Origin of the sequence: Enterobacter adelaidei (assembly GCF_041937165.1) — a bacterium.
GTDB classification, from domain to species: Bacteria; Pseudomonadota; Gammaproteobacteria; order Enterobacterales; family Enterobacteriaceae; genus Enterobacter; species Enterobacter adelaidei.
The window spans coordinates 2,280,281-2,302,038 of the sequence record NZ_CP154353.1 but is presented as its reverse complement, the minus strand read 5'-3'; the positions used below and the strand labels follow the sequence as shown (position 1 = coordinate 2,302,038).

The following is a 21,758-nucleotide window of genomic DNA, read 5'->3' as shown; positions in this document are numbered from 1 at the left end:
GCGGAAGACGCAGCACCTGCAACTTATCGTTGCATTAAACGCCTTATATGAGGAACCACCGTGACCGATCCCGATTTTAATCTGCTTGTTGCGCTCGACATCCTGCTGGCTGAAGCCAGTGTTGCGGGCGCGGCGCGGCGTTTAAACCTGAGTACCTCCGCCATGAGCCGTACGTTGAGCAGACTTCGGGAGGTGACTGGCGATCCGATCCTGGTGAGAGCCGGGCGTCATATGGTACTGACACCCTGGGCCGAAGCCACACGGGACCGCGCCAGAAGCGCCGTGCATGAGGCGAGGGCGGTGCTGCAACCCTCTGCCGACACACTGAAGGTGGAAAGTCTGGAGCGGCTGTTCACCATCAGAGCCAACGACGGTTTTGTGGTGGCGTTTGGACCCTTGCTGATTGCCGCCGTGGCGGACGTCGCGCCTGACGTGTGTATCCGTTTCACCCCGAAACCGGAGAAAACGTCGCGCTATCTTCGCGAGGGATTAGTTGACCTGGAAATTGGCGTGCAGAGCAATATGGGGCCTGAAATCCGTCTGCAAAGGTTATTTCAGGATCGGTTTGTTGGCGCGGTGCGCAAGGGGCATCCGCTGGCGTCACGCCCGACAGTGAGCCTGAATGACTATGTCTCCTGGGGGCATGTGGTCGCCTCGCCCGACGGATCGTTACACGGTTTTGTCGATGAGGCGCTGGCGGAATTAGGGATGAAACGTAAAGTCGCCAGCGTGGTGCCCAGTTTTCCGACGGCATTATCCGTCGCGCTGACGTCCGATCTGATCGCGATGGTGCCGGCGTTGTATTTGCTGAATCAACCGATGACCGGGCATGCGCACGTCTTTGAACTGCCCTTCAGGACCCGAACCATTACGGTCTCACAGATGTGGCACCCGCGAATGGAAAGGGACCCTGGTCATCAGTGGCTCAGAGAGAAGGTTCGCGACGTGTGTCGGGCGGTACGCTGACGACTCATACACCTTTTCGCGGTACGGTGAGGATGAAGCGAGTCGATACGGTATCCGATTCCACATGCACTTTACCGTGATGCGCAGTGACGATGGACTTGACGATGGCAAGCCCAATGCCGCTCCCTTCACCTTTACGTTGTCTGGATGGATCAACCCGATAAAAACGATCAAACAACCTTTGCAGATGTTCTTCCGGGATGGGGGTTCCGGGGTTTTCAATCACCAGTTCAAAATCGCTTTCCAGTTCTCTGATCGAGACGGTGACCGCTTTCCCTTCCGGGGTATAGCGCAGTGCATTAGAGATCAGATTACTAATTGCTCTTCGGAACATCTGCGGATCGCCTTCCGTCAGGCAGGGCATACCGTTGAATTTCAGCGATACGTTGCGTTCTTCCGCCCACGCCTCAAAGAAATCGAACACTTTAACGACTTCTGCGCTCAGGTCGAACATGACCCTGTCTGGAATGAGCTGGTTATTATCCGCCTGGGCGAGGAAAAGCATATCGCTGACCATTCTGGTCATCCGGTTATATTCTTCAAGGCTTGAGTACAGGACATCTTCCAGCTCCTTTTGCGAACGGTTCTGGCTCAGCGCGATTTCGGTTTGCGTCACCAGATTCGTGATGGGCGTTCTGATTTCGTGCGCGATATCGGCAGAGAAGTTGGCCTGGCGGGTAAAGACATCTTCAATTTTTTCAATCATATGGTTGAATGAGATCACCAGCTGTTCCAGTTCGACAGGCACGCGGGAGGGCTCCAGCCGCGCGTCCAGATTTTCAGAGGTGATGTTTTTAATGGCGTTGCTGACGTTACGCAGCGGCAGGTGTCCCTGGCGAACTGCGATTCGAACGATAAGAATAATCAGCAGGCCGATCGCCGTGGCGATCGCAAACAGATTCTTTTTCAGCGCCTCAAGGTAGTGCAGATGGAAATTAATGGAGAGCCCGATCAGCATGACATAGCGCTGCGTTTTTCCCTGCAGCGTCGCTGTTCCTGAAGAGGCGATAATCCGGTACGTTTCCATTTTCATATCAGACCCGGCGTGCATTGACCCGGCGGGTTCCTCCACCGACCAGAGAAATACGTCCTGTGCGCGGCGGTGCGTGCTAAAGTCTGCCGAGTTCATCGCCGGGCGTAATGCCGCCCCTCGTGCCGAGCTGAACAGTTCATTTCCCTGCGGATCAAGAAGCAGGACGGCAACGTTGCGGTAACTGGCAATCGACTCTTTGATTTTACTGACTTTCTTCTGATCGGGTTCTGACGGGGACTGCAAGATGCGCTGCATCGCGGTGCTGATTTGCTGCAGATCGTTAACATCCTGCTCGGCAAAGTGTTTTTCAACGGAATGCAGCATAAACCAGGTAAAGGCGAAAAAGGCCAGGATCGTGGAGAGGCTGATAAAAAAGGTTAGCCGCAGAGCAAGAGAAAAAGGGCGCCTGAGGGGCTTACTGCGCATCCGGGACCTCCAGCATATAACCCACGCCGCGCACCGTCTGGATCAGTTTGGGTTCATAATCGCTATCTATTTTCGCCCGCAGACGCTTCACCGCAACGTCAATCGCGTTTGTGTCGCTGTCAAAGTTCATATCCCAAACCTGGGAGGCTATCAGGGAGCGGGGGAGCACTTCTCCCTGATGACGCATGAAAAATTCCAGCAAGCTGAATTCTTTGCTGGTCAACAGAATACGGTTTCCGGCGCGGCTCACTTTTCTTGAAACGAGATCTACCGTCAGGTCCGCCACCTGAAACTGGCTTTCAGTAATCACCGTATTTCCGCGTCTTAGCAGCGTTCTCACCCGGGCGAGAAGCTCAGCAAAAGCAAATGGCTTTATCAGATAATCATCTGCTCCCAGCTCCAGCCCCTTAACCCGGTGTTCGATCGTGCCGAGGGCAGTCAGTAACAGTATCGGCATGCCTTTTCCGGCAGAACGAAGCATGCGGACAATATCCCAGCCGTTCACATCGGGAAGCATGATATCCAGTATCAGTAGATCATATTCGGCGGTCATGGCGAGATGGTACCCATTCAGACCATTGTCAGCGTGGTCGACAATAAACGCTGCTTCAGTGAGCCCCTTGCTGAGGTATTCACCGGTTTTAATTTCATCTTCAACGATCAATATTTTCATCTTGCTCCCCTGACTGACTGCTGATGACATTCTAGTGAGCCTGCGATCGTTAACAATGACTTAGGGTAAAAATGACAACATTGTCATTATCCTGTCACCCGTCAAACAGGATGCGTTCAGTAGAGTAGCCCTAACAATACTCTGGACTTCATTTGAACCGTTATGTTCCTGTTAAAACGACTTAGCATCAGCACGGTATTTATTCTGGCAGGCTGCGTCTCGTTGGCACCTGACTACCAGCGACCGGCGGCACCAGTACCTCAGCAATTTTCGCTTTCACGCAACGGCCTCACACCCGCAGTGACGGGATATCAGGACACTGGCTGGCGTCATTTTTTTGCTGATCCTCAGGTCGCCGGGTTGATTACCGTAGCCCTGAATAACAATCGAGATTTAAAAATGGCCGCGCTGAAGGTTGAGGAGGCCCGGACACAGTTCAATGTGACCGACGCAGATCGTTATCCTCAGCTGAATGGATCGTCTGGTATCACTTACAGCGGTGGTCTGAAAGGTGACAAACCTGGCACACAACAGTATGACGCGGGTATTGCGCTTAGCTACGATCTCGATTTCTTCGGCAAGCTCAGAAACATGAGTGAGGCTGACCGACAAAATTATTTCGCCAGTGAAGAGGCGCGTCGCGCCGTGCATATTTTGCTCGTCTCGAATGTGTCGCAGAGCTATTTCAACCAACAACTGGCGTATAAACAACTGCGTATTGCACGGGATACGCTGAAAAATTACCAGCAGTCCCTGGCGTTCGTTGAGCAACAGCTGGTGACCGGCAGCACGAACGTCCTGGCGCTTGAACAAGCTCGTGGGCAAATTGAAAGTACCCGGGCAGAAATTGCCAAAAGAGAAGGGGAACTGTCGCAGGCCAACAATGCCCTGCAGCTGGTTCTTGGAACCTATCGCGCAGTCCCGTCCGAAAAAGAGATGGACGCCAGCGATATTGCACCAGTAAAACTGCCGCCGCATCTGTCATCAGAAATACTGCTGCAGCGTCCGGATATTATGGAAGCGGAGTATCAGCTTAAAGCGGCTGATGCCAGTATCGGCGCGGCACGTGCGGCCTTTTTCCCGTCCATATCGTTAACCAGTGGTCTTTCGACAAGCAGCACGGAATTATCCAGCCTCTTTACGCCAGGGAGTGGGATGTGGAATTTTATCCCTAAAATTGAGATCCCCATTTTTAATGCGGGCAGGAATAAAGCCAATCTGAAACTGGCTGAAATTCGCCAGCAGCAGTCCGTTGTTAATTATGAACAGAAAATACAGTCCGCTTTCAAACAGGTTGCTGACGCGCTCGCGTTGCGAGACAGCATCAACCAGCAGCTTGATGCACAACAGCGTTATCTTAATTCTCTGCAAATAACGCTTCAGCGTGCCCGGGGATTATATTCCAGTGGCGCGGTCAGTTATTTGAATGTACTTGATGCGGAACGTTCGCTTTTCTCTACGCAACAAAACATCCTCGACCTTATCTATTCCCGGCAGGTTAATGAAATTAATCTGTTCACCGCGCTGGGTGGCGGTTGGGTTGAGTAAACTTATTTAATTAAACAGGAAAATAAAAATGCGTAATTCTCTTAAAGCCGTTGTATTCGGTGCGATCTCTGTGATGTTCTCCGCCAGCCTTCAGGCTGAAGTTCATCAGCATGGGGAGATGAGTGTCGCCAGTGATGCCGGCGCAGAGCAAATCATCAACGCCACGGGTGTCGTGAAAGACGTTGACCTCACGAATAAAAAAGTCACGATTTCTCACGAAGCTATACCTGCAATCGGCTGGCCTGCAATGACCATGCGTTTCACTTTTACCAATGCTGACGAGAGCATTAACGCCTTAAAACCAGGTCGTCATGTTGATTTTTCATTTGTTCAGCAGGGCAATATCTCTTTACTTAAGAGCATTAAATAGAGAGGATTGGCATGGCCTCTTTCAAAATAAAATATGCCGCCATGATTATCAGCAGTCTCCTGATTGGAGGAGTGATATCCGTGACGGCATGGCAAACAATTCATGCATCTGAAAAAACAGAAAATAGCGCATCTGAAAGAAAGGTACTTTTCTGGTATGACCCGATGAAACCAGACGTTAAATTCGATAAGCCCGGTAAATCGCCGTTTATGGATATGGACCTGGTGCCGAAATATGCGGATGAAAATAACGAAAAAAGCAGTGCCGGTATACGTATTGATCCGACGCAGGTCCAGAATCTGGGGTTAAAAACACAAAAAGTCACCCGTGGAGAACTGAATTATTCCCAGACGATCCCGGCTAACGTCAGTTATAACGAATATCAATTCGTCATTGTTCAGGCACGCTCGGAAGGCTTTGTTGAGAAAGTGTACCCCCTGACAATTGGCGACCATGTGAAGAAAGGGACACCACTTATTGATATCACCATACCGGACTGGGTAGAGGCGCAGAGTGAGTTTCTGCTGTTATCCGGTACCGGCGGTACACCCACGCAAATAAAGGGGGTTCTGGAACGGCTTCGGCTTGCCGGCATGCCGGACGATGACATTCAGAGGCTACGTGCAACCCGGACTATCCAGACCCGGTTTACCATAAAGGCACCGATTGACGGCGTGATCACGGCTTTTGACCTGCGTACCGGTATGAATATTTCTAAAGAGAAAGTGGTCGCGCAAATTCAGGGAATGGATCCGGTCTGGATCAGCGCTGCAGTACCTGAATCTATCGCTTATCTGCTGAAAAACTCGTCGCAGTTTGATATTTCCGTACCCGCTTATCCGGATAAATCGTTCCCGGTCGAAAAATGGAACCTTCTGCCCAGCGTGGATCAAACGACCCGCACATTGCAGGTGCGATTGCAGGTATCAAACAAGGATGAACTCCTGAAACCGGGCATGAATGCGTTTCTGAAACTGAATACCCAAAGCCCGGAAATGCTGCTGATCCCATCCCAGGCCGTGATAGACACCGGCAAAGAACAGCGTGTGATTACCGTCGATGCTGATGGTCGTTTTGTGCCCAAAAAGATCCACGTTCTGCACGAATCTCAGCAGCAGTCCGCTATTGATACTGGACTGAACGAAGGGGATTCGGTGGTGGTCAGTGGTCTGTTCCTGATTGACTCCGAGGCCAATATTACCGGTGCGCTGGAACGTATGCGCCGTGCTGAAAAAACTGACGACACGCATTCAGGTCATTAAGGAGACGATGATGATTGAATGGATTATCCGGCGGTCAGTCGCCAACCGTTTCCTGGTGATGATGGGGGCGCTGTTCCTCAGCGTGTGGGGTACCTGGACCATCATCAATACCCCGGTCGACGCCTTGCCCGACCTGTCTGACGTTCAGGTGATTATTAAAACCAGCTATCCCGGCCAAGCCCCGCAGATTGTTGAAAATCAGGTCACGTATCCGCTTACGACTACCATGTTGTCGGTGCCAGGCGCAAAGACCGTGCGCGGATTTTCTCAGTTCGGCGACTCGTATGTATATGTTATTTTTGAAGATGGCACCGATCTGTACTGGGCCCGATCTCGCGTTCTGGAATACCTTAATCAGGTTCAGGGCAAACTGCCTGCGGGGGTGAGTTCTGAAATCGGTCCTGATGCCACGGGCGTGGGCTGGATATTTGAATATGCTCTGGTTGACCACAGTGGAAAGCACGATCTTTCAGAACTGCGCTCATTGCAGGACTGGTTCCTGAAATTTGAACTCAAAACCATCCCGAACGTGGCTGAAGTCGCGTCCGTGGGCGGTGTGGTTAAGCAGTATCAGATTCAGGTCAATCCGTTAAAACTGGCCCAGTACGGTATCAGCCTGCCGGAAGTTAAGCAGGCGCTTGAATCGTCTAATCAGGAAGCAGGGGGATCATCTGTTGAAATCGCGGAGGCGGAGTATATGGTCCGCGCCAGCGGTTATCTCCAGACCATTGATGATTTCAATAACATTGTCCTGAAAACCGGTGTAAACGGGGTCCCGGTTTATCTGCGTGACGTTGCCCGCGTACAAACAGGCCCGGAAATGCGGCGTGGGATAGCAGAGTTTAACGGTTTGGGAGAGGTCGCTGGTGGCGTCGTGATCCTGCGTTCGGGCAAAAATGCGCGCGACGTCATTACGGCGGTGAAAGATAAACTGGAAACGCTAAAGGCGAGTTTGCCCGAAGGGGTCGAGATCGTGACTACTTACGATCGCAGCCAGTTAATTGACCGGGCCATAGATAACCTGAGTTCTAAACTCCTCGAAGAATTTATTGTGGTCGCCATCGTCTGTGCGCTGTTTCTGTGGCATGTACGCTCTGCGCTGGTGGCAATTATCTCACTGCCGCTTGGGCTGTGTATTGCCTTTATTGTCATGCACTTCCAGGGGCTAAACGCCAATATCATGTCGCTGGGAGGCATTGCTATTGCCGTTGGCGCGATGGTGGATGCGGCCATCGTGATGATTGAAAACGCGCACAAACGGCTGGAGGAGTGGGATCACCAGCATCCGGGGGAACAGATTGACAACGACACGCGCTGGAAGGTTATCACTAACGCCTCCGTCGAAGTGGGCCCTGCGCTGTTTATTAGTCTGCTGATCATCACCTTATCGTTCATCCCCATTTTTACCCTTGAAGGGCAGGAAGGGCGGTTGTTTGGTCCGCTGGCGTTTACAAAAACCTATTCCATGGCGGGTGCGGCCGCGTTGGCTATCATCGTGATTCCTATCCTGATGGGGTTCTGGATACGCGGGAAGATCCCTGCTGAGACCCGTAATCCACTGAACCGGTTGTTGATTAAGGCCTATCATCCCCTACTGATTAGGGTGCTTCACTGGCCGAAAACCACTCTGCTGGTCGCGGCGTTATCCATCTTCACGGTTATCTGGCCACTGAGCCAGGTTGGTGGTGAGTTTCTGCCGAAGATCAATGAGGGGGACCTGCTGTATATGCCGTCAACATTGCCAGGCGTTTCGCCGGCTGAAGCCGCCGCGATCCTGCAGACCACGGATAAACTCATCAAAACCGTTCCTGAAGTCGCCTCTGTTTTTGGCAAAACCGGTAAAGCCGAAACGGCAACGGATTCCGCACCGCTCGAAATGGTAGAAACCACGATACAGTTGAAACCGGAAGATCAGTGGCGGCCCGGCATGACGATTGACAAGATTATTGACGAACTGGACAAAACCGTTCGTTTGCCTGGCCTGGCAAATCTTTGGGTCCCGCCTATCCGCAACCGCATTGATATGCTCTCAACCGGGATAAAAAGCCCCATTGGCATCAAGGTGTCCGGTACCGTTCTGGCTGATATCGATGCCACGGCGCAGAGCATTGAAGCAGTAGCCAAAACAGTGCCGGGCGTGGTTTCTGCCCTTGCAGAACGCCTGGAAGGGGGGCGCTACATTGATGTGGACATCGACCGGGAAAAAGCCTCCCGCTATGGGATGACGGTGGGCGATGTGCAACTGTTCGTCTCTTCGGCCATCGGTGGGGCGACGGTGGGTGAAACGGTGGAAGGTGTCGCCCGCTATCCAATAAATATCCGCTATCCCCAGGACTACCGGAACAGCCCAAATGCGCTGAAACAGATGCCGATCCTTACGCCGATGAAACAGCAGATCACGCTGGGAGATGTGGCTGATATTAAAGTCGTGTCCGGCCCCACGATGCTGAAAACGGAGAATGCCCGGCCCGCCAGCTGGATTTACATCGATGCGCGGGGCAGGGATATGGTATCGGTGGTAAATGACATTAAGACGGCCATCAGTCAGAACGTGAAGCTGCGGCCAGGTACCAGCGTGTCATTCTCCGGACAGTTTGAACTGCTCGAGCACGCGAACAAGAAACTGAAGCTGATGGTGCCGATGACGGTGATGATCATCTTCATTCTGCTGTACCTGGCATTCCGTCGCGTAGATGAAGCCTTATTGATCCTGATGAGTCTGCCTTTCGCCCTGGTCGGGGGGATATGGTTCCTCTACTGGCAGGGCTTCCATATGTCTGTGGCAACAGGCACCGGGTTTATCGCTCTTGCCGGGGTTGCAGCCGAGTTTGGTGTGGTCATGCTGATGTATCTGCGACATGCCATTGAAGCGCATCCGGAGTTATCTCATCGGGAAACATTTACCGCAGAGGGGCTCGATGAAGCGCTTTATCATGGTGCCGTACTGCGTGTTCGACCGAAGGCGATGACCGTTGCGGTGATCATTGCAGGTTTACTGCCTATTCTCTGGGGAACCGGTGCGGGGTCAGAAGTGATGAGCCGGATAGCAGCACCAATGATTGGGGGAATGATCACGGCTCCGCTGTTATCGCTGTTTATTATTCCTGCGGCGTATAAATTGGTTTGGATGCGGAGGCACAAAACAGCGAGCGCATTTCGTGAAGATGACAGGGGAACGGATAGCTGATAAATTAGCTATTCAATAACCTATTCATAAAGCGATTCAACACCATGACAAATCGATCCGAAACGTTACGTCAGTTGCTGAGGAAAGGCCCAATATCGGTAAGGCAACTTACTGATAATATGGGAATTAGTCAGCCTACGGCTTCGAGAGCGATTAAAGCGCTTGGTGATGAAGTGGTGCGTATTGGCTCTGGTCCATCTATTCATTACGTACTACGCGATGCGCTTCGTGGGTTCAGTTCGGCCCCCATTTACCGCATCACCGAAGAGGGCAAGGTCAAGCCGCTGGGGCAGCTCATACCGGTTTATCCCGATGGTTTTGTGATGGAGCAAGCGGATAACATCTGTCTTCATAGCGATGGGCTGCCCTGGTGGCTCTTTGATATGCGGCCTCAGGGATATCTTGGCCGGGCGTATGCATCTCGATTTTCAACTGAACTTGGCCTGCCGGCAAATCCTGAAAACTGGACAGACTCCGATGTTATCAGGGCTTTACTGGCTCATGGGCACGATGCGGTAGGGAACGTATTAATAGGAGAGCAAGCGCGGAACCATTTTGTGGATATGCCGCAGCCTGTTGCAGTGGAGCGGGCAACGGCATATCCGTCTTTGGCTCTGGCCGTTAGCTCCGGAGAGGTCCCGGGGTCATCAGCTGGCGGTGAACAACCAAAATTTTGCACCTATACAGAACGTGGTCATGTCATCGTGAAGTTCACGGCTCCCGACGATAACCCCATAAGCGAACGCTGGCGAGATCTTCTACTCGCAGAACATCTTGCGTTAAAAGTGCTTGATGTTGAAACAGAGGTATTTGATTTTGGTGGACAGCGTTTCCTTGAAATCCCACGGTTTGATCGTGTAGGACCACTTGGCCGTAAAGGTCTTTTTTCTTTACGGGCTCTGGAGGCGGAATTTGTCGGCCGAGCAAGAGAGGCCTGGCCCGTATTGGTTAACGAGTTGGTTAAGCAGGGATGTGTTCATCCTGATGCCATCGCAGGAACGGCGCGGCTTTGGGCATTTGGCATGTTGATCGGCAATACCGACATGCACCACGGGAATTTGTCGTTTATTAGCGCCCATGGGCGTCCTTATCATCTTGCGCCTGCCTATGACATGCTGCCCATGGGATTTGCGCCGAAGTCGGGGGGCGGAATGGTGAATACACTTCGTCCGGCAATGCTCCTTGATGCGATTGCGGGAGAAATCTGGCATGAGTCACTTGAACTGGCTGAGCGCTTTTATGCTTTGGTCAGCGATTGCAACCGTTTTTCTGCCAGCTTTGCGCCATGCGTGGCGGCGTTACGCGCACATCTTGACGAGGCGAGGCCAAGGATATCGCGTCTGGGATAATGCAATGCATTCGGACCTTAGCTTATGAAGTTGAAAACCCGCAGATGACTTTGCGGGTTTTTTATTCCAGCCACAAAAAGGTCGATAAATCAAAATATAAAATATTTATGCAATTAAGTTTTGATTAAGAAAAATAAATTAATAATTAACGATTGCTTAATTGTTAATTTAAAACAAAACCGTTTTTTTACCTTTTTCTGAATGGAGGGGTATTTATCCTGATAATAATTAAGCACTTGAGATTTTATTCTTGATTAAGAGCTTATAGTTGTTATTGATGCTTTGTTTTTGTCATTAAGTGGTGTATTACATTGCGCGATTAATGGAGCAGCAAAATGAAATTCTGTATTATTAAAGTCAGTTGCGGGAAGTGATTACACCACCCATATTTAAGAACGTTCTGATTGCCAGTTATTGCACTGGCTAAAATATAAAATATATCACAAACAGCTTCTGCCAGATTGAAGCTGGCGGGGGCTTTGTTGACAAATCTGTATGGAAATAAATGGATCCCAGAAACCATTTCAAAATAGATGGGGCGAACTCCGAAAAGCCAAATGAGTAGGATGACTAATATCGAGGAAATATCATGTCGAATCAAGAGACTATTGTTGGTGGCTGGACGGCTTATCATACGTTGACCGAAAAAGATTGGCAGGTATTTAAAGAAGCCATGGCGGGATTTGTTGGTGTAACGTATGAGCCGCAGGCCGTCTCAACGCAGTTAGTGGCCGGGACAAATTATCGCTTCAAGTGCCTTGCTTCAATTCCGCCTGCATTAGTGGTGTGGGAATCTATTGTTGAAATCTTCCAGCCTTTGCAGGGCGGCCCACATATTGTCGGAATCACCAGAATCTGAATTTCAATTAATACTGTGTCAATGCGTGATTTAGGAAAGCATTCCAGACTTTGACGGTCTTTTCTTAAATAAGTGATTTTTATTAACTTGGTGTTTTATATTTAACCGAGTTCAAAGAGTTCACTCCGTTCTTAGTAACTGAAAGGGTATTTAATAATGCTAAATCATATTCTACAGGCTGGCACCAATCCATCGATTAACAGTAATAACATGAAAGCGAGCGCTGATGCCTCTACCACAGCAGCCGTGATCATTCAAAACTATGTCGGCACCATTTTAACGCAGGCCGATCTCTCCCTGCCGGATATATTACCCGATCTACCGGAACATCAGGCAAAAGCCAGAGACCATGCCACATCCTGGCGTGATGTCATACAGCCGCAAATGATCTCAACCAATACGGATATTGTGAGCTTCTCTAACAATTTTGATTCCTATTATGATCCTTTGGTTAAGCTGGCGGTAAAAATACAGCAAAACCCTTCGGACACAGCATCAATTAATACTTTTAAACTGGGTGTTCAGCAACTTCAGGCGTTGGTCGCTCAAAAACAAACCGCTACGCATAACGTGGTTAATTCAGTGGGCGGTTTCCAGACCACGCTTGCCGAAGATGCCCGCAATTTCGCCAGTGATTTTACTACGGCAGAAGCGGCATTAGCCGGTAAAGACGGACAAATTGCCGCACTGGGGAAACAGATCGACGCTATTAATTCCGCCATGAGTAAAGACTTGACTATGATTGCAGCGGGTTCAACCGCTGCAGTGGTAGGAGGATTAATGATTGCCGTGGGGGCACTGGCGGAAATTGCGACCGCAGGTGTCAGTACCGCACTGATTGTCGGTGGATTGGTGGTCGTCGGGGCCGGTGCTGGTGTTGCCATTGCCGGGGGAGTTGACTATGCCAAGCAAACCAGCGCGCTCAGCACGGCTATTACGACCAAAACAAAACTACAACAACAGTATTCTGCCACCAAAAACGTGAATACGATTGTTCAGAATCTTTCGGGCCAGGCATCCGCTGCGGTTCAGGCCGCGGGTTCTTTACTGGCAGGTTGGCAGACGCTTGAACAGGACTTTATTGTCTTCCAGTCGGCGCTGACCAGCGCGACCCCAGATTTAGGCTATTTCCTGATCGCGCAACTCAATGCGGCGAAAGCGGACTGGGATGATGTTGGCAATCATGCCCGTAAGCTATTGGATTATGGTTCTTTACCGGTCAGCAACGCATCGGTCACCAGCAGTGGGATCCTGTTGCCTAACCCAACGGCGACGTTTGCACGGCTGGCTGCTGCATAGCGTTTATTAATCATCAATCAGGCCCGTGAGGGTCTGATTGTTTTAACAGACAAACCGGACGCATCGTTTCACGATGATGCCAATAAGTGACCCGTGTCTAAGGTTCAGAGTATGCCAGCATTGAAAGTCAGCTTTACTCAGGCATTAACGGCTCAACAAAATGTGCGTCAACAGATGACGCAGGTCGCACAACAATTAGAACAGCTTCCGCCCATTAACGATCCGCAGATCCCCGATCTGAATGGAAATATCCTCTCCGTCCACAATCATGCGAATTATTATCTGTCTGACATTGTGGTGAGAATGGATTCGTTGTATTCCGAGGTTATCAAGTTTGGAGACGAGCTGGATTCTACGGTTGCCAACATCCGTTCTGAATTAAATGGGCCTGACGGACAGGAATATCTCACAAAAGCTCAGGGGCAGATTAAGCAATTACTCTCCGACAGCACGCCGCTATCTGCATCTCTGAATGAGTTCAATGAGGTTGTTATTTCCTTTAATAATGACATTACGACGGACTCAAGGAACTTGCTAGCCGATCAGCAAAGGGCGCAACAGTTATTAGCTGCCGATCGGGCAAGGTTAGAAGCTCTTAACGCTCAGCTGAATGCGCTGAAAGCTGAGCTTGAAAGTAAAAAGAGGATGGAAATTATCATCGGCATTTTTACTTTTGGGATTGGCGCCGCGATTATGGAATTAACAGGCTATGTGCAAAGCACGGAGCGGACGATTGCTCAGGCGCAACAGGAAACGGGGATGCTTTATCAGGAAATAGGACAACTCGGCGCCACCAGTGATGCACTGAACGCATTGACCAAAGGAACCGCTATTTTGTGTGGCCTGACACAATCTCTTCAATATGGTTGGCAAACCGTGACGGCCGACCTGTCGGAGGTCACCCAACAACAGGTGACTGCGGATTTTCTTATAGTCTCCGTTAATACCGTACAGGCGAACTGGCAGGAAGTGATGCGCACCGTTGAGCAATTGCAGTAAGCCAAAAACCAATTAACGACTTTGAGGTTTTCATTATGATCATGCAAGCCATTGCAGCTGCGAAAAATGATACTGAATCATCATCAACCAATGCCTTAATGACAGGTATTCAGGGCATCGGTGCTTCATCGATTGCTCAACAGACTTATGCGAGCACTGTATTATGTCAACCCAATATTCATTTAGATATTTTACCCGATCTTCCTGCACAGCAGGCTATTGCGCGCGATCAGGCGCAGGAATGGTTATCTTCGATTAATCCGGCGGCCATCTCTTCGCTGGTAAATGTGCGTAATTTTTCGAATCAGGTGGGGGCTTACGTCGATGCACTTCTTCCGGCGGCACAAAAATATGACATGGGGGATAAAAGCCAGCTTCATTATATCCAGCAGGGTATCCAACAGTTGCTTTCTCTTGCTCAGAAAAACGTCACTTCCACGGGAGTGTTTGTCGATAACGTCCAGGTTTATGTGAATGGGATCAACAGCAGTCAGAGCACATTTAAAGCGGCTAAAGAAACCGTGCAGACGCAAATTACCGGTGATAAAGGGGAAATATCGGCACTCCGGCAGAAGCTAAACGATCTGAATAAACAGATGGATGCAGATATTGTGCAGATTTCGGCGGGAGCGGTGAGCGACATTATAGGGATCGGCATGATTGTCATTGCGGCCACAACAATTATCGAAACCGGTGGGGCAACGCAAACGCTTCTGGCTGCGGGTATTACCCTGGTCGCAGGCGGAACGCTGGCGATGACCATAAGCTCTGCCGATATCGTCAAAGCGCAAAAAGAGTACAGCACAACGTTGACCAATCTCGTTGGGCTTGAACTGGAGGTGGCTGTTTTTGACACGGTTTATAACCAGTTGACGGCCAGTGAAAGACTTTCTCAGTCTGCCATTGATTCCGCTAAGTTGCTGGTCAACGGATGGCAGACCGTTGCTGATAGCTACCAGCAAACGCTGACCGACCTGCAGCAGAGTTCAAAGGGGTATCTGGCACTGAGGCTGAGTGCGATGAAACGCCAGTGGCAACAGCTAGGTGAACAGGCGGGAAGCGTGATGCAGTTAGGGCCGCTGCCTTTCAATACTGTTCCCGCAAATGAACTGAAGTCGAGTGCATGACAAGCGAAGATTAATATTTGGCTGCTGCTGCCCGGCAACCGCCGGGCTGACAGGCTTGTTTCCGTCCGAAGGCGGTACACCGTCAGCGCTGTTGGCTGAAGGTGAGTGGTACAAAACAGAGCAGGGAATGCAATCGCATTCAGCCTGCATTGATCATGCGGCGGTGCGCTTCGGCCATGGCCTCATGTGGGCCGGACTGACCGTTATTCATGAATTCATGGGCAACCGCAGCTCTTTTATGCTCATCCATCGCTGCGTAAGACGTTGACGAGACGGTCATGGATACAGTGTTATTTCCCATCATCTTCTGATGACTTTCCACACCCTGGATCCTGACAGGAGCCGCGGCAGACTGCATCTGGTGAGCAGGAGCTTGCGCATTGTTGACGCGCTCATGGATATCCACGGTTTCAGTGGCCCAGGCCGAAGAAATTAAACCAAAGCCCAGCAAAGATGTTAATACGATATTTTTCATGATAACTCTCCATTTCTGAATTAGTGATGTCCGGGGAAGTACAACCGATATTTTCAGTTCCATAACTGAAACAGGTTCGGCAGTGTTTATTTATCCGGGAGAGGGCTGGATATTCATTTCCTGGCATACTCTGACGCCGAGTATTGATGAAGTGATTCAGCCTTTCTGATAAGTTGCACTAATTATATCGAATGGCTTCTGTTTGCTGCATGACATGCTAATGACATCTTTGTCATGAATGTCAGGGTTTACATCGATAATATACAGAGGTGAATATGAAAATGTTCGCTAGGAAACCTATAGGCTGGGCAATGTCATTCTCACCGGACAGCAACCTAACAATCAGGTAGTTGGAGGGGATAGGTAAGTTTATGATTAATCATAGTCTGTATGAACGGCAGACTTCATTTAACATAATATACATTATGCGCACCAGTATTGTAATGGCTCAATAGTAATGTCCGCCTGTGGCTCAATTCAGATGTCCGCGCTATGGTAAGCTTCACTGGTCCGTTTAAACTACCGGGAGGCATATCATGAGCGCAGAAAGCTCAGGAGTGTTTACTTTGAAAGAGATCAACCGGATCAAGATTATACAGGACGTCATTGAACGTCGCATCACAACGCGCCGTGCGGCCGAGCACCTCGGTATCAGCGACAGGCAATGCCGCAGACTTCTTGCCCGTTACCGTGAAGGCGGACCGCTTGGTATGGCCAGCAGACGATGTGGCATGCGTGGTAACCGCCAGTTGCCACCCGGGCTCGCAGATCAGGCTCTGGAACTGATCAAGACGCGTTATGCTGATTTCGGTCCGACTCTGGCGCGTGAAAAGCTCGAAGAACTCCACGGACTGTTTCTTGGCAAAGAAACTGTCCGGCGCATCATGGTGCGGGCTGGCTTATGGGTTCCCCGTAAACAACGTGCCGCAAGGATCCCTCAACCACGGTACCGGCGTCCGTGTACTGGTGAGCTGATACAAATAGATGGCTGTGATCACGACTGGTTTGAAGGCCGTGGCCCGGCCTGCACCGCGCTGGTCTATGTTGATGATGCAACCAGCAAACTGATGGAACTGTTGTTTGTTAAATCGGAGTCCACGTTTTCTTACTTCGAAGCCACGCGGCGCTATATCGATAAGCATGGTAAACCGCTGGCACTGTACAGCGATAAAGCCGGTGTTTTTCGTGTTAACAATAAACACGCCACAGGCGGAGACGGGCATACTCAGTTTGGGCGAGCCATGCATGAACTGAACATCCAGACTATCTGTGCAGAAACCAGTCCCGCCAAAGGGCGTGTAGAACGAGCTCACCTCACTTTACAGGATCGTCTGGTCAAAGAGCTGCGGTTACAGGGCATTTGTTCAATGGAGGCTGCAAATGACTTCGCTGAGGCCTATATGGCTGACTATAACCGCCGTTTTGGCAAAGTACCGCGACATGATTTTGACGTACACCGTGCTGTAGAACATGATGAGGACCTGGGGCTTATTTTCACTGTTCGTGAAAAACGTAAAGTCTCAAAATCGTTGACGATACAATATGATAAAATGTTGTACCTGATTGAAGACAGCGAACTGAGTCGCCGTGCAATAGGTAAATATATCGATGTGTATCACTATCCTGATGGCAGAAAAGAGCTGCGCCTGAACGGTACGCTACTTCCCTACTCTACCTACGACCGACTGTCAGAAATCGACCAGGGCGCGATTGTCGATAACAAGCGTCTTGGCCGAACCCTGGAGTTTATCAGTCTGGTGCAGAGCAAGCGGGATAACACGCGCTCTCAGTCAATTCCCGCTGGAGATGGCCCTTCCCGACGACGGCCAAAGCAGGAAGGGAAGAAATCCCAGCGCTCACTGGATAATGATGACATGCTCGAAGCACTCAAACAGCTTCAGTCACGTTCAGAGGACATTTTTGGTAAAAGAGCCCGCTGATGGTACTCACTGGCCGGACAGTGGTTGCTCACCAGTTGATATTGTCCGGCCAGACCCATGATGTATTATTCATTTCGTTCAGCATCTTTATGTCCTGCTTTTCACGGGCATACTTACCCCATAATGAATGAAAAGAACGAACAATACTGATTAACTGCTTTTTTCTTTGCTCCGGAGATAGGCTGATAAAATAGCAGCACCTGCTGTCAATATTATCCTCAATGAAATTAAAATCAGAGTCTGATGCATATTTTACTGTTAGCATAATATCATTCGACGTTGTTCTCTCAGACTCTGTTAATGCTGATTCTATCAGGTATTCAAAGGCATACATGACAGACAGCTGGTTTTTGTCTGTCTGAATATAACCCATTGAGTTTCTGAGTATTGAGGACTGTACCAGGACCAGAGGCCATAAAAGCTCAACACCATAAAGCTTATATGTATCATGTTGATCATACTGATGTTGCTCAACACGACGATTACCTTCCCGTGCTTTACGAATATCATAGGCAAGGGATAACATAAATCCGTCTTTAACTTTAATCAGTGGGCTTTCATCCACGATGTAATGAATGAGTTCATGTAATTCATTCAGGGCTTCTGAATCTCCCCACAGTATAAAACCTGCATTGTTCGGCGTTAACTCGTATCGAAGCATGGGCTCAATCATCCTGTTGTTTCAGTCGGAGGAAAGTCTATCGGCTTTGTTGAATAAATCGAACTTTTGCTGAGTTGAAGGATCAGATCACGCATCTTCCCGACAACGCAGACCGTTCCGTGGCAAAGCAAAAGTTCAAAATCACCAACTGGCCCACCTACAATAAAGCCCTCATCAACCGTGGCTCCATAACTTTCTGGCTGGATGATGAAGCTATTCAGGCCTGGTATGAGTCAGCAACACCTTCTTCACGAGGCAGACCTCAGCGCTATTCTGACCTTGCCATCACGACTGTGCTGGTCATTAAACGCGTATTCAGGCTGACCCTGCGCGCTGCGCAGGGCTTTATTGATTCCATTTTTTCTCTGATGAACGTTCCGCTACGCTGCCCGGATTACAGCTGTGTCAGCAGGCGGGCAAAGTCGGTTAACGTCAGTTTCAAAACGGCTTTGTTGAATAAATCGAACTTTTGCTGAGTTGAAGGATCAGATCACGTATCTTCCCGACAACGCAGACCGTTCCGTGGCAAAGCAAAAGTTCAAAATCACCAACTGGCCCACCTACAATAAAGCCCTCATCAACCGTGGCTCCATAACTTTCTGGCTGGATGATGAAGCTATTCAGGCCTGGTATGAGTCAGCAACACCTTCTTCACGAGGCAGACCTCAGCGCTATTCTGACCTTGCCATCACGACTGTGCTGGTCATTAAACGCGTGTTCAGGCTGACCCTGCGCGCTGCGCAGGGCTTTATTGATTCCATTTTTTCTCTGATGAACGTTCCGCTACGCTGCCCGGATTACAGCTGTGTCAGCAGGCGGGCAAAGTCGGTTAATGTCAGTTTCAAAACGCCCACCCGGGGTGAAATCGCGCATCTGGTGATTGATTCCACCGGGCTGAAGGTCTTCGGTGAAGGCGAGTGGAAAGTCAAAAAGCATGGCCAGGAACGCCGCCGTATCTGGCGTAAGCTGCATCTCGCCGTTGACAGTAAAACACATGAAATCATCTGTGCAGACCTGTCGCTGAACAATGTGACGGACTCAGAAGCCTTCCCGGGTCTTATCCGGCAGACTCACAGAAAAATCAGGGCAGCATCGGCAGACGGCGCTTACGACACCCGGCTCTGTCACGATGAACTGCGGCGTAAGAAAATCAGCGCGCTTATCCCGCCCCGAAAAGGCGCGGGTTACTGGCCCGGTGAATATGCAGACCGTAACCGTGCAGTGGCTAATCAGCGAATGACCGGGAGTAATGCGCGGTGGAAATGGACAACAGATTACAACCGTCGCTCGATAGCGGAAACGGCGATGTACCGGGTAAAACAGCTGTTCGGGGGTTCACTGACGCTGCGTGACTACGATGGTCAGGTTGCGGAGGCTATGGCCCTGGTACGAGCGCTGAACAAAATGACGAAAGCAGGTATGCCTGAAAGCGTGCGTATTGCCTGAAAACACAACCCGCTACGGGGGAGACTTACCCGAAATCTGATTTATTCAACAAAGCCACGTTGTGTCTCAAAATCTCTGATGTTACATTGCACAAGATAAAAATATATCATCATGAACAATAAAACTGTCTGCTTACATAAACAGTAATACAAGGGGTGTTATGAGCCATATTCAACGGGAAACGTCTTGCTCGAGGCCGCGATTAAATTCCAACCTGGATGTTGATTTATATGGGTATAGATGGGCTCGCGATAATGTCGGGCAATCAGGTGCGACAATCTATCGATTGTATGGGAAGCCCGATGCGCCAGAGTTGTTTCTGAAACATGGCAAAGGTAGCGTTGCCAATGATGTTACAGATGAGATGGTCAGACTAAACTGGCTGACGGCATTTATGCCTCTTCCGACCATCAAGCATTTTATCCGTACTCCTGATGATGCATGGTTACTCACCACTGCGATCCCCGGGAAAACAGCATTCCAGGTATTAGAAGAATATCCTGATTCAGGTGAAAATATTGTTGATGCGCTGGCAGCGTTCCTGCGCCGGTTGCATTCGATTCCTGTTTGTAATTGTCCTTTTAACAGCGATCGCGTATTTCGTCTCGCTCAGGCGCAATCACGAATGAATAACGGTTTGGTTGATGCGAGTGATTTTGATGACGAGCGTAATGGCTGGCCTGTTGAACAAGTCTGGAAAGAAATGCATAAGCTTTTGCCATTCTCACCGGATTCAGTCGTCACTCATGGTGATTTCTCACTTGATAACCTTATTTTTGACGAGGGGAAATTAATAGGTTGTATTGATGTTGGACGAGTCGGAATCGCAGACCGATACCAGGATCTTGCCATCCTATGGAACTGCCTCGGTGAGTTTTCTCCTTCATTACAGAAACGGCTTTTTCAAAAATATGGTATTGATAATCCTGATATGAATAAATTGCAGTTTCATTTGATGCTCGATGAGTTTTTCTAATCAGAATTGGTTAATTGGTTGTAACACTGGCAGAGCATTACGCTGACTTGACGGGACGGCGCTTCCCTACCCTCATGGCCGCCTCCCAGGAATCGACCCAGGTGCTTATCGTGGACATAATCCTTTACTCATAAATTTATCTTATTCCATTATTGTACCTGTCGCGCAAAAGTTGCAGAAAAGCCATAAACGCAGGAGAATCCTGTCGGCGGTGAGGATAATAAATATGGTAGCCGTCAAAATATGGACACCACTCGGTCAGAACAGCAATCAGCTTGCCGCTTTTGATATATCCATCTGCAACATACTCGGGAATATAGGCAATCCCCAGCCCGTCTAATGCTGCATCGAGCTGATGAATCGTGCTGTTCGCAATATATTGCCCTTTGACTTTCAGACTGAATTTCTGAGCATCTTTCTCGAATTCCCAGGCGTACAATCCACTCGTATCAGAATAGCGGACGTTAATGCAGTTGTGGTTCAAAAGATCCTGCGGCTTCCTGGGCTTAGCATAACGCTTAAAATAATCTGGTGCAGCAACAACAAGCTGGCGCCAGTTCTGGCTTATTTTTGCGGCAATCATATCATTATTCAGAACATCGCCCGGACGAATCCCGGCATCAAAACGCTGATCAACAATATCTGTAAATCCATAGTCAATGCCGATTTCAATCTGAATATCTGGGTAGCGACTCAGAAAGTCCGGTAATACAGGACGGATCAAATACTGGATAACATCATCTGCCGCCGTGAGGCGTATGACGCCAGTGGGTTTTTCCCTAAGCTCACTCAACCGACTAATAGCATCATCAACCTGTTCCATTAACGGGCCAACTTCGTTAATGAGCCTTTCACCTGCTTCCGTAGTGGAGATACTGCGGGTGGTTCTGGCCAGCAGGCGGATCCCAAGCCTTTCCTCAAGAGATTTCACCGTGTGGCTGATGGCTGAGGGTGTCACACCTATTTCAGCTGCGGCTTTGGTAAAGCTTTTCAGCCTGGCCACTGTTAAAAAAACCTTTAATTCATCCACACGATTCCTCCTCCTCGGTCCCTACTGGAGACGTCAGCGTACCAGTCTGTCATTAATTATCAAATAAATTTCACAAGTAAGTGAAATTTATGTTGATTAATAAATAAAATTCAAAATGGTACTTTATATTCC

At 49.6% G+C, this 21,758-nt stretch carries 18 protein-coding genes and 1 pseudogene; 14 read left to right on the top strand and 5 right to left on the bottom strand.

What is annotated here, in order from left to right:
* The first annotated feature begins 60 nt into the window (after positions 1–60).
* On the top strand, positions 61–966 hold the full coding sequence (locus AAHF05_RS11195) for a LysR family transcriptional regulator (RefSeq protein WP_129325121.1): 906 nt from the start codon (positions 61–63) through the stop codon (positions 964–966).
* Between the two features lie 4 nt (positions 967–970).
* Here the strand turns inward: AAHF05_RS11195 and AAHF05_RS11190 are convergent, their stop codons facing one another.
* Both AAHF05_RS11190 and AAHF05_RS11185 read right to left on the bottom strand, forming a co-directional pair.
* Positions 971–2,425, bottom strand: coding sequence for a Cu(+)/Ag(+) sensor histidine kinase (locus AAHF05_RS11190; RefSeq protein ID WP_129325122.1), 1,455 nt, complete (start codon positions 2,423–2,425; stop codon positions 971–973).
* Positions 2,415–3,098, bottom strand: a complete 684-nt coding sequence (locus AAHF05_RS11185; protein ID WP_129325123.1) for a copper/silver response regulator transcription factor — start codon at positions 3,096–3,098, stop codon at positions 2,415–2,417. Before AAHF05_RS11185 ends, AAHF05_RS11190 begins: the two co-directional genes overlap by 11 nt.
* Before the next feature lie 162 nt (positions 3,099–3,260).
* Here AAHF05_RS11185 and AAHF05_RS11180 point away from each other — a divergent pair, with 162 nt between their 5' ends.
* The 9 genes from AAHF05_RS11180 (at position 3,261) to AAHF05_RS11140 (ending at position 15,098) form a co-directional block, all read left to right on the top strand.
* The gene (locus tag AAHF05_RS11180; RefSeq protein WP_129325124.1) at positions 3,261–4,646 is read left to right on the top strand and encodes an efflux transporter outer membrane subunit; all 1,386 of its coding nucleotides are present in this window, start codon (positions 3,261–3,263) and stop codon (positions 4,644–4,646) included.
* 28 nt (positions 4,647–4,674) lie between these two features.
* Positions 4,675–5,016 carry a cation efflux system protein CusF gene (cusF, locus tag AAHF05_RS11175; RefSeq protein ID WP_129325125.1) on the top strand — a complete coding sequence of 114 codons (342 nt, stop codon included), beginning with the start codon at positions 4,675–4,677 and terminating at the stop codon, positions 5,014–5,016.
* Between the two features lie 11 nt (positions 5,017–5,027).
* Complete coding sequence (locus AAHF05_RS11170) at positions 5,028–6,278, top strand: efflux RND transporter periplasmic adaptor subunit (RefSeq protein WP_129325126.1); 1,251 nt, start codon at positions 5,028–5,030, stop codon at positions 6,276–6,278.
* Positions 6,279–6,288: 10 nt separating this feature from the next.
* Positions 6,289–9,465: a Cu(+)/Ag(+) efflux RND transporter permease subunit SilA gene (gene silA / locus AAHF05_RS11165; RefSeq protein ID WP_129325133.1), complete on the top strand. Its 3,177-nt coding sequence runs from the start codon at positions 6,289–6,291 to the stop codon at positions 9,463–9,465.
* A gap of 44 nt (positions 9,466–9,509) precedes the next feature.
* A complete protein-coding gene (yjjJ, locus tag AAHF05_RS11160; protein WP_028018975.1) occupies positions 9,510–10,814 on the top strand; it encodes a type II toxin-antitoxin system HipA family toxin YjjJ in 1,305 nt (434 codons plus the stop codon).
* 589 nt (positions 10,815–11,403) lie between these two features.
* The gene (locus AAHF05_RS11155; protein WP_129325127.1) at positions 11,404–11,673 is read left to right on the top strand and encodes a hypothetical protein; all 270 of its coding nucleotides are present in this window, start codon (positions 11,404–11,406) and stop codon (positions 11,671–11,673) included.
* Between the two features lie 156 nt (positions 11,674–11,829).
* A complete protein-coding gene (locus AAHF05_RS11150) occupies positions 11,830–12,972 on the top strand; it encodes an HBL/NHE enterotoxin family protein (RefSeq protein WP_028018976.1) in 1,143 nt (380 codons plus the stop codon).
* Between the two features lie 111 nt (positions 12,973–13,083).
* The gene (locus AAHF05_RS11145) at positions 13,084–13,971 is read left to right on the top strand and encodes an HBL/NHE enterotoxin family protein (RefSeq protein ID WP_129325128.1); all 888 of its coding nucleotides are present in this window, start codon (positions 13,084–13,086) and stop codon (positions 13,969–13,971) included.
* Positions 13,972–14,006: 35 nt separating this feature from the next.
* Positions 14,007–15,098 carry an HBL/NHE enterotoxin family protein gene (locus tag AAHF05_RS11140; protein WP_128347701.1) on the top strand — a complete coding sequence of 364 codons (1,092 nt, stop codon included), beginning with the start codon at positions 14,007–14,009 and terminating at the stop codon, positions 15,096–15,098.
* A gap of 139 nt (positions 15,099–15,237) precedes the next feature.
* On the opposite strand, the gene AAHF05_RS11135 is transcribed toward AAHF05_RS11140, so the two are convergent.
* Positions 15,238–15,573 carry a copper-binding protein gene (locus AAHF05_RS11135; protein ID WP_129325129.1) on the bottom strand — a complete coding sequence of 112 codons (336 nt, stop codon included), beginning with the start codon at positions 15,571–15,573 and terminating at the stop codon, positions 15,238–15,240.
* A gap of 536 nt (positions 15,574–16,109) precedes the next feature.
* Between AAHF05_RS11135 and AAHF05_RS11130 the strand changes: the two genes are divergently transcribed.
* Positions 16,110–17,513 carry an ISNCY-like element ISKpn21 family transposase gene (locus tag AAHF05_RS11130; protein WP_001567368.1) on the top strand — a complete coding sequence of 468 codons (1,404 nt, stop codon included), beginning with the start codon at positions 16,110–16,112 and terminating at the stop codon, positions 17,511–17,513.
* A gap of 28 nt (positions 17,514–17,541) precedes the next feature.
* On the opposite strand, the gene AAHF05_RS11125 is transcribed toward AAHF05_RS11130, so the two are convergent.
* Positions 17,542–18,174 (bottom strand): DUF6904 family protein, encoded by a 633-nt coding sequence (locus AAHF05_RS11125; protein ID WP_001567369.1) that lies wholly within the window; start codon positions 18,172–18,174, stop codon positions 17,542–17,544.
* Between the two features lie 74 nt (positions 18,175–18,248).
* Here AAHF05_RS11125 and AAHF05_RS11120 point away from each other — a divergent pair.
* From AAHF05_RS11120 to AAHF05_RS11110, 3 genes and pseudogenes are all read left to right on the top strand, one after another.
* Positions 18,249–18,620: pseudogene (locus AAHF05_RS11120) on the top strand (IS5/IS1182 family transposase); the annotation flags it as partial.
* 31 nt (positions 18,621–18,651) lie between these two features.
* The gene (locus AAHF05_RS11115; RefSeq protein WP_013815099.1) at positions 18,652–19,620 is read left to right on the top strand and encodes an IS5-like element IS903B family transposase; all 969 of its coding nucleotides are present in this window, start codon (positions 18,652–18,654) and stop codon (positions 19,618–19,620) included.
* A gap of 160 nt (positions 19,621–19,780) precedes the next feature.
* Positions 19,781–20,596: an aminoglycoside O-phosphotransferase APH(3')-Ia gene (locus tag AAHF05_RS11110; RefSeq protein WP_012695470.1), complete on the top strand. Its 816-nt coding sequence runs from the start codon at positions 19,781–19,783 to the stop codon at positions 20,594–20,596.
* A 136-nt stretch (positions 20,597–20,732) separates the two neighbouring features.
* Here AAHF05_RS11110 and AAHF05_RS11105 read toward each other — a convergent pair whose 3' ends face one another.
* Entirely contained in the window at positions 20,733–21,626 is an 894-nt protein-coding gene (locus AAHF05_RS11105) for a LysR family transcriptional regulator (protein WP_012695469.1), read from the bottom strand.
* Positions 21,627–21,758 lie beyond the last annotated feature (132 nt).